14 protein-coding genes and 2 tRNA genes are annotated in these 15,075 nt (G+C 36.2%); 7 read left to right on the forward strand and 9 right to left on the reverse strand.

The window, feature by feature from the left end; genetic code table 11:
• Positions 1–18 precede the first annotated feature (18 nt).
• The gene (locus BELBA_RS13685; RefSeq protein ID WP_014773283.1) at positions 19–2,223 is read left to right on the forward strand and encodes a B12-binding domain-containing radical SAM protein; all 2,205 of its coding nucleotides are present in this window, start codon (positions 19–21) and stop codon (positions 2,221–2,223) included.
• A 133-nt stretch (positions 2,224–2,356) separates the two neighbouring features.
• Here BELBA_RS13685 and BELBA_RS13690 read toward each other — a convergent pair.
• Both BELBA_RS13690 and BELBA_RS13695 read right to left on the reverse strand, forming a co-directional pair.
• Positions 2,357–2,428: transfer RNA gene (locus tag BELBA_RS13690), tRNA-Glu, on the reverse strand.
• Between the two features lie 29 nt (positions 2,429–2,457).
• A tRNA-Glu gene (locus tag BELBA_RS13695) sits at positions 2,458–2,529 on the reverse strand.
• 511 nt (positions 2,530–3,040) lie between these two features.
• Here BELBA_RS13695 and gap point away from each other — a divergent pair.
• On the forward strand, positions 3,041–4,039 hold the full coding sequence (gap, locus tag BELBA_RS13700) for a type I glyceraldehyde-3-phosphate dehydrogenase (RefSeq protein ID WP_014773284.1): 999 nt from the start codon (positions 3,041–3,043) through the stop codon (positions 4,037–4,039).
• Positions 4,040–4,050: 11 nt separating this feature from the next.
• Here the strand turns inward: gap and BELBA_RS13705 are convergent, their stop codons facing one another.
• The 5 genes from BELBA_RS13705 to BELBA_RS13725 form a co-directional block, all read right to left on the reverse strand.
• Entirely contained in the window at positions 4,051–4,404 is a 354-nt protein-coding gene (locus BELBA_RS13705; RefSeq protein ID WP_041779682.1) for a hypothetical protein, read from the reverse strand.
• Positions 4,397–5,620 (reverse strand): BaiN/RdsA family NAD(P)/FAD-dependent oxidoreductase, encoded by a 1,224-nt coding sequence (locus BELBA_RS13710; RefSeq protein ID WP_014773286.1) that lies wholly within the window; start codon positions 5,618–5,620, stop codon positions 4,397–4,399. Before BELBA_RS13710 ends, BELBA_RS13705 begins: the two co-directional genes overlap by 8 nt.
• A gap of 26 nt (positions 5,621–5,646) precedes the next feature.
• Positions 5,647–7,185 (reverse strand): helicase HerA-like domain-containing protein, encoded by a 1,539-nt coding sequence (locus BELBA_RS13715; RefSeq protein ID WP_014773287.1) that lies wholly within the window; start codon positions 7,183–7,185, stop codon positions 5,647–5,649.
• Between the two features lie 95 nt (positions 7,186–7,280).
• Complete coding sequence (locus BELBA_RS13720; RefSeq protein ID WP_014773288.1) at positions 7,281–7,688, reverse strand: DUF4332 domain-containing protein; 408 nt, start codon at positions 7,686–7,688, stop codon at positions 7,281–7,283.
• 23 nt (positions 7,689–7,711) lie between these two features.
• Positions 7,712–8,164, reverse strand: a complete 453-nt coding sequence (locus BELBA_RS13725) for a DUF937 domain-containing protein (protein WP_041779378.1) — start codon at positions 8,162–8,164, stop codon at positions 7,712–7,714.
• Positions 8,165–8,305: 141 nt separating this feature from the next.
• Here BELBA_RS13725 and BELBA_RS13730 point away from each other — a divergent pair, with 141 nt between their 5' ends.
• The gene (locus BELBA_RS13730; protein WP_014773290.1) at positions 8,306–9,058 is read left to right on the forward strand and encodes a molecular chaperone DnaJ; all 753 of its coding nucleotides are present in this window, start codon (positions 8,306–8,308) and stop codon (positions 9,056–9,058) included.
• Between the two features lie 111 nt (positions 9,059–9,169).
• On the opposite strand, the gene BELBA_RS13735 is transcribed toward BELBA_RS13730, so the two are convergent.
• Both BELBA_RS13735 and BELBA_RS13740 read right to left on the reverse strand, forming a co-directional pair.
• Complete coding sequence (locus BELBA_RS13735; protein ID WP_014773291.1) at positions 9,170–9,769, reverse strand: tetratricopeptide repeat protein; 600 nt, start codon at positions 9,767–9,769, stop codon at positions 9,170–9,172.
• Between the two features lie 13 nt (positions 9,770–9,782).
• The gene (locus BELBA_RS13740) at positions 9,783–10,598 is read right to left on the reverse strand and encodes a 2,3,4,5-tetrahydropyridine-2,6-dicarboxylate N-succinyltransferase (protein WP_014773292.1); all 816 of its coding nucleotides are present in this window, start codon (positions 10,596–10,598) and stop codon (positions 9,783–9,785) included.
• 41 nt (positions 10,599–10,639) lie between these two features.
• Here BELBA_RS13740 and BELBA_RS13745 point away from each other — a divergent pair, with 41 nt between their 5' ends.
• From BELBA_RS13745 to mnmE, 4 genes are all read left to right on the forward strand, one after another.
• Positions 10,640–11,749, forward strand: a complete 1,110-nt coding sequence (locus tag BELBA_RS13745) for a glycosyltransferase (protein ID WP_014773293.1) — start codon at positions 10,640–10,642, stop codon at positions 11,747–11,749.
• Positions 11,750–12,188: 439 nt separating this feature from the next.
• Positions 12,189–12,851 (forward strand): metal-dependent transcriptional regulator, encoded by a 663-nt coding sequence (locus tag BELBA_RS13750; protein WP_014773294.1) that lies wholly within the window; start codon positions 12,189–12,191, stop codon positions 12,849–12,851.
• Positions 12,852–13,220: 369 nt separating this feature from the next.
• Complete coding sequence (locus tag BELBA_RS13755; protein WP_014773295.1) at positions 13,221–13,670, forward strand: thioredoxin family protein; 450 nt, start codon at positions 13,221–13,223, stop codon at positions 13,668–13,670.
• A 2-nt stretch (positions 13,671–13,672) separates the two neighbouring features.
• Positions 13,673–15,052, forward strand: a complete 1,380-nt coding sequence (gene mnmE / locus BELBA_RS13760; RefSeq protein WP_014773296.1) for a tRNA uridine-5-carboxymethylaminomethyl(34) synthesis GTPase MnmE — start codon at positions 13,673–13,675, stop codon at positions 15,050–15,052.
• Positions 15,053–15,075 lie beyond the last annotated feature (23 nt).

Below are 15,075 nucleotides of genomic sequence, written 5' to 3' on the forward strand. Positions count from 1 at the left end.
GGAGCAAAATAATTAATTGTGTCAGCATCGATTCTTCTTCTCACTCCCCCATTTACTCAGCTAAATACCCCCTATCCTGCTACGGCTTATATCAAAGGTTATCTTAATTTATTGGAGAAAAAATCCTTTCAGTTTGACCTTGGTTTAAATGTTATTCTTAGAATTTTTTCAAAAGATGGTTTAACTGATTTGTTTCAAAGTATTGAACAAAAGGATGTTAAAAAGCTATCCCCGAATAGTCAAAGGATATTGAAATTAAAGACTGATTATCTAGAAACCATCACCCCTGTTATAAATTTTCTTCAGTTTAATAATCCAACGATAGCCTACAATATCTGTGATGGAGACTTTTTACCACAGGCTTCCCGATTTGCTCAGTTGGAGGAGATGGATTGGGCATTTGGAACGATGGGTATTCAGGATAAGGCAAGGCATTTTGCAACACTTTATTTGGAAGATTTGGGAGATTTGATTCAAGAAGCACTTGACCCACATTTTGGTTTTAGTCGTTATGCCGAACGCTTGGGAAGATCAGCAGTTTCTTTTGATCCTTTGAAGGAATATTTGGATTCTGAGCCTTCTTTTGTGGATAAGTACTTATTTGAGGAATTAGAAAAAAGCATTGCTGAAACAAATCCGAGTTTGGTTTGTATTTCCGTTCCTTTTCCAGGAAATCTGTATGGTGCATTGAGATGTGGACAATATATCAAAGCCCAACATCCCAATATCAAGATTGTCATGGGTGGCGGATATCCAAATACAGAGTTAAGAAGTCTTAAGGAGCCAAGAATTTTTAAATATGTAGATTTTATTACTTTGGATGATGGTGAAAGACCTTTGACCAATTTGATAGAATATCTGGAGGGAAAAAGAGCAAAAATTGATTTGAAGAGGACTTTTACCTTAATTGACGGAGCAGTAGTGTATTACAATGGCTCTAGAGAAGGTGATATTCCATTTAGTAAGACGGGGACGCCGGATTATCGAGGATTATTGTTAGACAAGTATTTATCAGTTATTGAAATTGTCAATCCTATGCATAGGCTTTGGTCTGATGGAAGGTGGAATAAGCTTACTATGGCACATGGATGCTATTGGAGGAAGTGTTCTTTTTGTGATATTTCTCTGGATTACATTAAAAATTATGAGCCGGTTTCAGCTGTTTTAATCTGTGATCGGATTGAAGAATTGATAGAACAAACTGGGCAGACTGGATTTCACTTTGTGGATGAAGCGGCGCCACCTGCCTTGATGCGGGAAGTGGCTATTGAAATATTGAGAAGAAAGCTGAGAATTACTTGGTGGACAAATATTAGATTTGAGGAGCGATTTACCTTTGATTTATGTAGACTACTAAAAGCCTCAGGGTGTATTGCTGTTTCAGGTGGACTAGAAGTAGCTTCTGATCGACTCTTGGAGATGATGCAAAAAGGTGTCAATGTTGCGCAGGTGGGAAGAGTTGCCCATCATTTTACTGAATCAGGAATCATGGTTCATGCGTATTTGATGTATGGCTTCCCTACCCAAACTGCTCAAGAGACCATAGATAGTTTAGAAATTGTAAGGCAATTATTTGAAAATAATGTAATTCAGTCAGGTTTTTGGCATTTGTTTGCAATGACTTCCCATGCACCTATTGGAATAGACCCAGGAAAATTCAGAGTTGTAAAGATCGGGCCAGAAAAAGGTCTATTTGCGGATAATGATTTAAGTCATGAAGATCCAGAGGGTGCTGATCATGAACTTTTCAGTGCAGGTTTGAAAAAAGCTTTGTTCAATTACATGCATGGAATCTGTTTTGATTTTCCGTTGCAAGAGTGGTTTGATTTTAAAATCCCGAAAACAACTGTCTCTCCCAATTTTATCTATAAGGCAATTAATGCTGCAGATGAAATGCTCCCCAAACCTAATTCAAAAATGGTATGGCTTGGAAATAAGCCTGAATTAAAAAGTACAACTTTCAATAAAAAAGGAAAGAAAGTTGAAGGCGTAATTATGGTTGTTGAAAACAAAAATTTCACCTCAGAAATAAATGTCAGTAAGCTAGAAGGAAAATGGTTGATTTCGATATTCGATTTGATCTTGTTGAAAAAAGATCAAAAGGAACTAATCTTTGCAGAATTTCAAGAAAAGTACGAAAATGATGGAATTGGAAAAATTGAAAATTTGATCAATTCTAAACTATGGATAGATCTTTTGGATGCGGGATTAGTACTGGTATAAAATAAAAAACCCGATCTACAAGATCGGGTTTTTACTCACTTTAACCACTAACAACCATAAAACAAATTCATTATACATATCTGATAAACAGATAATTAAGTATGTTGAACGATGAAAAACATCAAATTGTTTGTAGTCCGTACGGGAATCGAACCCGTGTTTTATCCGTGAAAGGGATACGTCCTAACCCCTAGACGAACGGACCAGAAATAGAAAAAAGGTTAATTGATTTTGTAGTCCGTACGGGAATCGAACCCGTGTTTTATCCGTGAAAGGGATACGTCCTAACCCCTAGACGAACGGACCATTTTAGAATCGAATTAACCTCTTTTCCGTAAGGTGATGCAAATATAGAGGGTTAAATTCATAATGCAAAACCTCGCAAAAAAATATTTGGTTCTAGCTTCCAAAAGCTTGAATATAAGCGGAAAATATTTGTTGATTGGTTCATAAAGTTATCAGTTAATTAGGTTATTGGTTGATTAAGCTATTAGTTAATTGGGTTATCAGTTTATTAGTGAATTGAGTTAAATTGATTGCATTCTTTGTTCATGGTACTGGGTACTTTGTAAACCACTAGGGTTATTGGTTGATTGAGCTATTAGTTAATTGGGTTACCAATTTATTAGTGAATTGAGTAGGGTTGATTGTATTCTTGGTACTTTGTACACCACTGGGGTTATTGGTTGATTAAGTTAATAGTTGATTGGGTTATTGAGTTTTCAGTTAATTGGAGAAACATTTTCATATCAAACCTGATTTGTAGTCTTTATAATGCGGGTTTTGTAACTTCGCAATTGAAAAATAATTACCCGATATGACTAAAAAACGAGTAGCAGTGAATGGTTGTGGCCGAATTGGTAGACTTACCATTAAATTACTTTTAGAGCAAGAAGATATTGAATTGGTGGCTGTCAATGATTTAACAGATCCTTCTACTCTAGCCCATTTATTACAATATGATTCAATTCACGGAAAATACGCTTTCAAAGTGGAAGAAAAAGATGGTGATTTGATAATTAATGGGAAGCTGCTCAAGATTTTTGCTGAAAAAAATCCAGCTTTGATCCCTTGGGAATCACTCAATGTAGATATCGTACTTGAGTCAACGGGGAAATTTACAGATTTGGAAGGTGCTTCTCAACACCTTAAAGCCGGAGCAAAAAAGGTAATCATAACCGCTCCTTCTAAAAGTGAGGAAGTTCCTACAATAGTATTAGGAGTAAATGACCATATTTTGACAGGCAAAGAGCAAATAATTTCAAATGCTTCATGCACAACCAATTGCTTAGCTCCCATGGTGAAGATATTAGATCAGTATTTTGGAATTGAAAAGGGATATGTTTCTACTGTCCATTCTTATACCAATGATCAAAACCTACATGATGCGCCTCATCGGGATTTGAGAAGAGTGAGAGCTGCTGCTTATTCTATAATTCCGACTACAACTCACGCAGCCTTAGCCATGGAACTTGTGTTACCAGAGCTAAAGGGAAAGATAGAAGCATCAGCGATGCGGGTACCGGTACCAGATGGTTCTTTGACAGATTTGATTGTGATATTGAAAAATGATACTACCGTTGAGGAAATCAATTCAGTTTTCAAACAAGAAGCAAACGGAAGAATGAAAGGAATTGTAGAGTATATGGAGGATCCAATAGTGTCTATCGATATTATTGGAAATCCCCATTCCTGTATTTTTGACTCTGGTTTAACTTCAGCTAAAGGCAATCTAGTTAAAATCGTAGGTTGGTATGACAACGAAGCAGGCTACGCCAACAGACTGGTGGATTTGGTGCTAAAATTAAAGGAGTAAACCTTTGTGGTTTACTCCTCTTTTATTTTTTCACTGATATAATCAAAAGCTTCTTGCCAAGCATCTAAAAAAGCGTCTAGATGTTCTATAAAGTCATCTTTGAAACCCTTTTCAGCTATGATATTTTTACCCTCTTGAATGATATTGCTTAGCTTATCAATTTCAAAAAGGGCTAAGGTAGGTTTTACTTTGTGTCTGATCAGGTGAATAGTTTCTTCATTTTGATCCTCAGCTCCTTCTAGATATTTTTCTTTTAATTCGATCAAAGATGCATAGATAGCTGCTACTAATTCAGCTTTAAAATCAGCATCTCCATCGGCCATTTCATCGATATTCTCGAAGTTAATTGGTGGTGTATTACTCATTATCATGGGGTTGATTAGCATTTATTCCAGCGAGATATCCGGTAGTCCATGCAGCTTGAAAATTAAAGCCACCAGTAATACCATCTATATCTAAAACCTCACCAGCGAAAAATAAACCGGGCAAAAGTTTACTCTCCATCGTCTCAGGATTGATTTCTTCCAATTTTACTCCACCTGCAGTTACAAACTCCTCTTTGAAAGTGGTCTTTCCTTCGATGGCGACAATATAGCAAAAAAGATTCTGTATTAGTCTATTCAATTGCTTTTTTGATAAACTGTGCCACAAACTGTCTGAATTGATTTCAGATTTTTCAACTAGATGCTCCCACAGTCTTGTCGGAATGCCAAACAATGGATTAGACTTGACTTTCTTTTTCGGGTGTTCTGATTTAAATTTTCCTATGTTTGTTTGTAGTTCCTGTTCAGTCCAATCATTCCCCCATCTGATATGTGCATTAGCGTGATAATTTTTTTCAAATAACCAAGGAGCTCCAAATGCAGAAAGCTTTAACACTGCAGGACCACTTAATCCCCAATGAGTAATCAAAAGCGGACCTTTGTAGGCTAATTTAGTTCCTTCAAGTTTGATATGGGCGTCTGGAACTGATATCCCCATCAATTCACGAATAGGTTCTTTAGGCGTATTGAATGTAAAAAGTGATGGTATTGGCTCTGAAATATGATGTCCCAATTCCTGAATCATATTGAATCCAGATACTTTTGGAGATCCTCCAGTACAAATAATCAACCTATCAAATTCAAAACTATTTTGTTTGCATTTAATGATAAACTTTTTGTTTATATAAAGGATACTTTCAACTCCGCAATTGTAGATAATTTTGATTTGTTTTAGTCTCGCTTCATTTTGCAGAGCCTGAACAATGGTATCTGAATCATTCGAAACAGGAAACATCCGGCCATCCGCTTCTACTTTGAGGGATACATTTCTGGATTCAAACCATGTAATTGTATCTTTTACTGAAAAGTGAACAAAAGATTTCTTGAGAAATTTCTCTCCGCGTGGATAGTTTTTGATCAAATGGGAGTTTTCAAACGCTGCATGTGTCACATTACATCTTCCTCCTCCTGAGATTTTGACCTTTGATAGGGATTTTGATGTTTTTTCTAAAATAGTGACTTTTGAATGATTGCCACTCGCATGAATTGCCGCAAAATAGCCAGCTGCGCCTGCTCCTATTACTCCTACTTCTAACATTATTGATAAGATCTTCAGCGCAAAGATTACCTTTTTTTGCCAGAAATAGAACCTAATATTCCTCTCGTTAATTCTCTGAATATTGTTCTTCCAATTTGTCTTATCATGGTATTTTTACTTAAATCATCTAATAAGCTTGGCTCAGAGGTGGTTTTTCGACCTCTAAGAGTGTTTTGATTTGGAAGATTTTTTTCTTCATTTTCTGCAAATTGCTCTGCCCTAGTAATCTTCATATCAAGAATTTCAAATGCACTTTCCCGATCGATCAATTTGGCATATTTTTTAACCAGGTCTGAATTTTGTGTTAATGTATCGATCTCAGAATCATCTAAGATATCCATTCTTGAAACAGGCGCTCTCAATAAAGTATGCACTAAAGGAGTTGGGATACCTTTTTCATTAAGAACAGTTACCAAAGCTTCACCAATTCCCATGGAAGTCAATACCTCAGAGGTTTTATAAAATGGCGAAATAGGGTAATTCTCTGCTGTTTTGGTTATGGCTTTTCTATCCTTTGCCGTAAATGCACGTAGGGAATGCTGAACTTTCAATCCTAATTGACCTAAGACTGCATCTGGAACATCCGTTGGTGATTGCGTACAAAAAAACACACCTACTCCTTTAGATCTGATTAATTTGACGATGGATTCTATTTTATCAATCAAATCTTTATTTGCATTGGAAAACACCAAATGTGCCTCATCAATAAAAAGACAAAGTTTTGGTTTATCTGAATCTCCTTGCTCAGGAAATGTTTCATAAATCTCTGAGAGAAGGCTCAGCATAAAGGTAGAAAACAGTTTTGGCCTATTTTGAATGTCGGTCAATCGAATAATTGATACCACACCTTTTCCATCCTTTGTTTTGACAAAATCATCAACGTCAAAGGATAATTCCCCAAAAAAATGATCTGCTCCCTGTTGTTCCAGTTCAATGATTTTACGCATGATGGTATTAACTGAAGCAGAAGAAACCGAGCCGTATTCTTTGGTGATGGATTCTTTTCCTTCGTTTGTGATATACTGAAGTACTTTTTTAAGGTCTTTGAGATCCAAAAGTGGTAAATGTTGCATATCACAATACCTAAAAACTAAAGCCATGACACCTCTTTGGGTATCATTCAGCTCCATGATTTGAGACATCAAAACAGGACCAAATTCAGAAACAGTTGCTTTAAGTTTAACTCCTTTTTCTTGGCTAATAGACATCAATTCAACCGGTAGTCCAGTTGGATTATAGTCAACTCCAATTGCAGTGCTCCTTTTTTCAATATGTGAATTATTTGACCCTGGCATTGCCAGTCCAGATAAATCACCTTTCAGATCCATGAGTACAGATGGTATCCCTTTTAATGAAAGCTGCTCGGCAATGACTTGTAATGTTTTTGTTTTACCAGTACCTGTTGCTCCAGCGATCAATCCATGCCTATTTAAGGTTTTGAGCGGTATTTTAACTTGAGCATTTTGTATAGGTTCTTGATTAAGAATCCCTGTTCCTAAAATAAAATAATCATTTTTGAAAGTGTAACCTTGTTCAAGGTGTGATTTGAAATCTGCTTGGTTCATAAGAAAAGTTCAAGAGAGATGAGAAATACAATCTAAAACAAAAAACCTTAATACGTAAACTTGTATTAAGGTTTTTTATGAAGAAGGGGAATTTATTAATGTGTTACAAGAGGTTCTAATTCCTTAGCTTGATTGATAAAGCCTTCTACTTGAGAAAGAGCAGGAACTACTCTTGTCAGATTTTTTTCTGCATTCTTTTCTGTTAAGGCTTTATGTAGATTTTCAGGATTTCTTGTTCTTAGTTCTTTCACAGTATCCACACCAGTTGCCTTCAATAATTCAGCAAACTGACTCGCCACACCTTTGATTCTAAAAAGATCAGCCATATTTACCCAGTCCAAAATTTTACCTTCATCTATTCCTGATGCTTCTGCGATTTCTTTTCGACCTTTTTTGCTAGCACCTTTAGATAGCAAAGCTTCTACTGTTGTGATGCCTGCATTTCCAAGTTTTTCTTTAAAAACTGGTCCGATACCTTCGATTTCTGAAATTGTTTTTGACATTGTTATTTGGTTTAAATTATATGTTAATTAAAGAAATTTCCTAATCCTTTTTTTAAAGCATCTGAGGCTTTACTTTTCAGCGCATCACCAGCGGCAGACCCCATCATACTCATCAAATCAGTTTTTTCAATATTTCCGCTTTTGCTTCCCGAGATGGCTTTAATTATTTTCGGTAAAATAAAAGAGGCGATTTGAATCGTCTTATCGGATGACAATCCTAATTTTGAACCATAATCCTGTGCCAGCTTGTTTATTAATCCGCTAAACATGGGATTCGAACTTAAGTTGGAAGAATTATTTACCATATTCAAAATTCCATCGATGTTGCCCGATGAAACTTCCTTTCCAAGAGAACTTATAAGACTTTCTTTGGTTGTAGATATGGTTTTAGAAGCCTGATCGTTAGATAATCCATAAGAATTGGTAAGATTTGATATCAACTCAGGCGATAATTTACTGAAAATTTCCTGTATCATGCTTTGGTAGTAAAGTGAACAATTGAATAGTTTCAAATATAATTATTTTATTCGTAAAATTGAATAATTCTTGAATCGACAATTAAAGTTGCTTTATGAAGCAATCCTGATTAATTTGTCTTTCAATTATAAAAAATAAGAATGAATTCAATAACCCAATATCTAGCCTTTTCTAAAATAATATCTCTTTTTGGAATATTATTTTTGTTGCATGTGAATATTAGCAATGCCCAAGTTCAGCCTAGCTTAGGAGGATCATCTAGACTGATGACAAATGCATTAGCTGAGATGGAGCGAGGATCCTATCAAAAAGCTAATGAATATTTTAGACAAATAATTGATACTAATCTTCCTATTCCTCCAGAAATGCCTTACTACTTTGCAGAGATCCTCTATCAATTGAAGCAATATGACAACAGTGCTAATTTTCTAAATAAATACTTAGAATTAAATGGTTTCAAAGGGGATAATTATGAAAGAGCAAAAGCACTAGAAGGAATGCTTGAGAAGCCACTAAATGATATCAAGGCATGTGAACTTTGCGATAGAAGGGGTTATCGATTTCAGGCTTGCTTTACTTGCGATGGAGCAAAAGAATTAGAACAGGATTGTAGTTATTGTAAGGCAAAAGGAATCGTAGGATGTAGTAAGTGTGTAGGAAGTGGCTTAATCACCAAAAGAAATGTTTTCAATATTGTGGAATACTTTGAATGCGAAAAATGTGCTGGTCAGGGAAGGTTGACCTGTCCAACTTGTGAAGGCAGTAAACTTGAGACTAGCGCTTGTAGAACCTGTCAGGGCGTGGGTCGCCTTCAATCCGATCAAATCTGTAATCATCAAGCTGAAGAGCCGAGACACCTTTCAGCGGTTTTTAATAGAATGAAGAACCATTGATTTTTGTAATAGTTTAAAAAAGATTTATGTTTTGACTTGTTTTAGAAATAGATTAAAGGTAATAAAAACAAGAGGAGCTAAAATTGGCTCCTCTTGTTTTTATATCAAAGTTTATTTACAATATTTTTCTTTGGCTTCGGCTGCAGCTTCGTAATTTAACTTCATGGCCATGGTTAAATCTTCACAGCCGGAAGTTTTTTTATTAGTTGCCAATTTTAAAAGACCTCTGTTGTAGTAAGCTTGGCCAAAATCAGTATCCATCTTGATTGCTGCACTATATTCTTTGAGTGCTTCATCTGTATTTCCCAGTTGATGCAGCGCTCTTGCTTTCATAAAGTAAGCCATTGAAGGAGCTCCTGGGATTTCTACAGCTCTATCTGCGTAAAGAAGAGCGGAACTGTGATTTTTTTGCTTTTGGAACAAGTTTGATAAACTTAGCATCACTTGGACATTCTTGCTGTCATTATCTAATGCAGTAATAAAGTCCTTTTCTGCTTGTTCAAAATTTTCTAACTCCTCGTATGATCTTCCTCTGTTATATAAGGCTTTGATATTTCTGGGATTAGTGGAAAGGAATTCATCGTAAGCTTTGATTGCTTCTTCATATTTTCCAGCTGCAAAAAGATCGTCCCCTTCATTTGAAGAGCTTTGACAAGAAATCAATAATAAGAATACGAATAGGCTTGAATAAATTTGAAATTTAAATTTCATAGGTTTGGTTTAATTATACTGCTACGTTATTTTCTCTTAGCGCGTCATTTAGTGATGTTTTAAGGTCTGTAGAGGCTTTTCTTTGACCAATGATCAAGGCACAAGGAACTTGAAATTCACCGGCAGGAAACTTCTTAGATAAGGAACCTGGAATTACAACTGAGCGTGGTGGCACGTATCCTTTGTATTCTTTTGGTTCTGCTCCTGTCACATCAATAATTTTTGAACTTGCGGTCAAGGTTACCCCTGCTCCTATCACTGCTTCTTTTCCAATTCTGACACCTTCTACGACAATTGCTCTAGAACCAATAAATGCTCCATCTTCAATAATTACGGGAGCGGCTTGAACAGGTTCCAAGACTCCACCAATTCCAACTCCACCACTTAAGTGAACATTTTTTCCTATTTGAGCACATGACCCGACTGTAGCCCATGTATCAACCATCGTTCCACTATCGACAAATGCTCCTATATTTACATAAGAAGGCATCATTACTACACCAGAGGCGAGAAATGCGCCATATCTTGCAACTGCATGGGGTACTACTCTTACACCTTGTGCTGCATAATTGGTTTTCAAAGCCATTTTATCATGGAATTCAAATGGGCCAACCTCTATGGTTTCCATTTTTTGAATCGGGAAGTAAAGAATAACAGCCTTTTTTACCCAATCATTCACTTTCCATGAACCATCTTCTAGTGGTTCCGCAACTCTAAGTTTACCTGAGTCTAGGTCTGCAATAACAGATTTGATGGCGTTCTGTACATCTTGTTCTTTCAACAACGCTCTGTTGTCCCATGCGTTCTCAATGATTGTCTTTAAATCCATTTTTTTTATTAGTTTCGCTTTTGTTCAATGTGAAATAAACTGTGGAAAAGCCAAAGATAGCCATAGCTTCAGTACTTAAACCACTTCAGGATGCCCGTGCGTTTTATCGGCTAGGACTTTCGTTGCGTGAAACAAATAAATACCATCTTAACATCATAGGATTTTCACTAAAAAATCCACGTTTAGAAGAAGATATCAGCTATTTCAAACTTTTTGATCAAGAAAGATCAACTTGGAAAAGGTTTTTTGTCAATATAAAGTTCCTCGGGATTCTTAAATTTATCGAGCCAAAGGTCCTCATAGTTACTACATATGAATTGCTTCCAGCTGCTGTTTTAATGAAGTTTTTTTATAAGTACAAGCTGATCTATGATCTTCAAGAAAACTACATCTTGAATGTCAAGCAAAACAAAACACTTCCAAAATGGAAGCAAATTCTTGCTGTTTTATGGATTGGATTAATTGAAAAGAGCAGTAAACCTTTTGTTGATCACTATATTTTTGCTGAGGCTTGTTATAAAGAAGAATTTCCAAGTATTACCGATTTCACTGTTTTAGAGAATAAATTTTTTGATGAAATCAAATCAGTTTCACCTGTTAAATTTGAGCCAAATCAGAAAATCATTTTTTTAATTTCTGGTACGCTTACGGAAGTTTATGGGGTGGTAGAAGCCATAAAATGGTTTGTTGAAATCCTGAAAGTATATTCTAATTTTCAACTGAAAATTGTTGGGCATTATCCGATACCTTCATACGGTAAAGAGTTGAAAGAACTTGCTTCCACTGTTCCTCAGATATGCTTAGAGGTTTCTGAAAATCCCATGGATTATCAGCAGATTTTAGAAGCTTACAAGACTTGTGATATTGTCCTTTTACCATACTATCAACTGTCAAGTATCAGCCCAAAGATTCCTAGTAAAATGTATGAATGCTTGGCGCTCGGAAAGCCTTATATTTATACACCAAACAAAAACTGGAAACGCATGGCAGATCGATACCAATCAGGTCTTGGGTTTGAGTTTAGAGATGTTGAAAATGCAGTGTTAAATCTTGATGATTTTTTGAAGCAAACTTTTTATAGTGAGCGTCCGGGTGATGAAGTAAAGTTTGATAGAAAGAGCTTTATTCGATTGATTGAAGATCAGTTTTAAGTTTGTTTTTGTGAGTAGTAAGTTTGATGGTTGTGATATAATTTGATGCAAAAATTTATATCTCTTTCGCTTGCTTTTTGTGCCCGTGATTCCACGGGATAGGCTTTGACACAAAAAGTAACTTTTTATGATTTGATTTTTTTATCCACAAGCATGTGGGAAACTTATGTTTTTGGACTGTTTTGGAAACTAATTTTTGGGATAAAGAAACTTCGTGAAATTTGAAAATATTTGACTCAAGCTTATTTTATTTCATTATAAATAGCTTATCAATAATATTTTACATCTTTTTTAAGGTATATCTAAATTTAAAATAAGACAGGTCTAAAACACTAAACACATTTAAAATTGAGTTATCCACAACCAATTTAGACTAAAGTAAATTATTTTTTAGTGTCGACTAAAACCCTACCTTTGTTCTCGAATTCAAAAAAGACTTATGATTAAATTGACACACGCGGAAGAGAATTATTTGAAGGCCATTTACCAACTTTCTGATGCTGGCAAGAAGGGTGTTTCCACAAATGACATCTCCGGAGAAATGAACACCAAGCCTGCTTCGGTGAGTGATATGCTTCGGAAACTTGGCGAAAAAGAGGTGATAGAATACCGAAAATACTACGGTGTTCACATTACAGAAGAAGGAAAAATACTAGCTTTGAGAACGATCAGAAAGCAAAGGTTATGGGAAGTTTTCCTAGTGGATAAACTCAGATTTTCTTGGGACGAAGTGGCCGATGTAGCCAATGAATTGGTGCATGTTCAGTCCCCTATTTTGATCCAAAGACTGGATGAATATTTGGGCTTTCCGAAGTTCGATCCACACGGCGATCCGATACCTGATGAGTATGGTGATGTCCGTTCTCGTCCCCGTCTTCCACTTAACGAAATTGAGCTAAACGGAACTGGTCAGATCGTCGCTGTCAATGACAAAAGCGCTGCCTTTTTGAGATACTTGGATAAGGTCGGAGCTTACATTGGTGCAAGGATAAAAGTCTTGGAAAAAGTAGAGTTTGACGGTTCTATAGAAATCCTTGTTGACAACAAAAAAACGATCTTTATGTCGAAGGATGTGGCGGGGAATATATTGGTGATGCTTTAAATTTTAGATTTTAGAGGGTAGATTTTAGATTTGCTTCTTGTGTTAAAAAGTTGGGTTTGGAAGGTTTAAGAAAGGATAAATTAGGAGGGATGAAGGATGAAAAAAGGTTAAAGGGTTAGAATGTTTAAAGGTTTGAAAGTTGGGGTTTGTTGAGTTATATAGAAATCGGTTATTTGGAGTGGACGTTAAAGGTTAAGCGTTAAATGTTAATGCATTAAGCTTGTCTACGTCAGGTAGACGTGGAGTTAATGTCAGGTTACTAATATTCTTCGTTTAACGTTTAACGATGAACGGTTAACTTTCTATGAACTTACTGCGTGGTGAAGTGGTTTTGAAAAAGAAGTCTTGAGAAATGTGTAAATTTGAAATATGAAAAGATTGAGTGTTTTATTATTCTTCGGATTGATTTTATCATTTAATGCCTTTGGACAGGAGAAAATCAATTGGATGACTTTTGAGGAGGCCTCTGCTGCGACGCAGAACAATCCCAAAATGATCTTAGTGGATGTATATACTGATTGGTGTGGGTGGTGTAAAAAAATGGATAAAGAGACATTTACTGATGATCAAGTCATTGCCTATGTTAATGACAATTTTTATGCAGTAAAGCTTCATGCAGAAAAAGAAGACCGAAAATTTACTTTTAAAGGTAAAGAATATACTGAAGCAAGTATGGCCAAAACAATGCGGGTTACCTCCTACCCTAACTTTGTGATCATGGATGCCACTATGGAGAATATTACCCAATTGCCAGGATATAGACAGCCACAGCCTTTTATTGATGGATTGGAAGGCATTGTGAAGCGTTTTACCAAATAAGCATGTTCAGTTTACACGAGAAAGAAGATACGATTGTCGCATTGGCTACCCCTCAGGGTGTTGGAGCGATTGCAGTGATAAGATTATCCGGTAAGGATGCGATAAGGATTTGCAATCAAGTTTTCAAGGGAAAAGATCTGGAAAAACAAGATTCCCACACCATCCACTTTGGTACTATCCGAGATGGTGAGCGCATTATTGATGAAGTATTGGTTTCACTTTTTGTTGCCCCTAAATCCTTTACCAAGGAAAATGCGGTGGAAATCTCAACTCATGGTTCCTCTTATATCGTCAATCAAGTCATCAAACTCTTGGTAAGAAACGGGGCAAGACCCGCCAAACCAGGGGAATTTACCCAAAGGGCATTTTTAAATGGACAGTTTGATTTGGCACAGGCTGAAGCTGTAGCTGACTTGATCCACGCCGATTCAGAAACTTCTCACCAAGCCGCTTTAAATCAAATGCGAGGTGGGTTTAGTGGAGAAATCTCAAAGCTTCGTGCAGAATTGATTCACTTTGCTTCCATGATAGAGTTAGAGTTAGACTTTACCGAAGAAGATGTAGAGTTTGCCAGCAGAGATGATTTAAGAATCTTGGTAGAGAAATTACTCCGTGTGGTGGAACAGTTGATCAGTAGTTTTGACTTGGGAAATGTGATCAAAAATGGTGTTCCAACTGTAATCGCTGGTAAACCCAATGCAGGCAAGTCTACCCTACTCAATGCACTTTTGAATGAAGAAAAAGCCATAGTTTCTGAAATTGCAGGTACGACCCGTGATTTTATAGAAGATGAAATCAATATCGGCGGGGTGATATTTAGGTTTATCGATACTGCAGGTTTGCGAGAAACTACAGATGTGATTGAGTCTATTGGTGTTAGCCGTACACATGAAAAGATGAAGACAGCTTCTTTGATTCTGTACTTGTTTGATTTGACAGATACCAACATGGAAGAGATCAATCAAGATGTAGAAAAGCTAGAAAATCTAGGCGTTCCATTTGTTAAAGTAGCGAATAAGACCGATAAGGCTAATGATCAATTTATCAATGATTTAAACAGGAAATATCCGGATACAGTTTTTATATCTGCTGGACAGAAAGAGAATTTGGATGCCTTGAAAAACAGGATTTTAGAATTGGTTAATCTGGATAAATTTAGAACTGGAAATACCATCGTTACCAATATCAGGCACTACGATTCTTTGGTGAAAACACGTCAATCTTTACTTGATGTGTTGGAAGGCTTAGACAATGAAATTACAAATGATTTCTTGGCTATGGATATCCGAAGATCGCTTCATTATCTTGGCGAGATTACTGGGGAGATTACGACTGATGATTTGTTGGATAATATTTTTAGTAAGTTTTGTATCGGAAAGTAAGTTACTTTCCCTTTATACCCTAA

The sequence above is a fragment of the Belliella baltica DSM 15883 genome (assembly GCF_000265405.1).
GTDB classification, from domain to species: domain Bacteria; phylum Bacteroidota; class Bacteroidia; order Cytophagales; family Cyclobacteriaceae; genus Belliella; species Belliella baltica.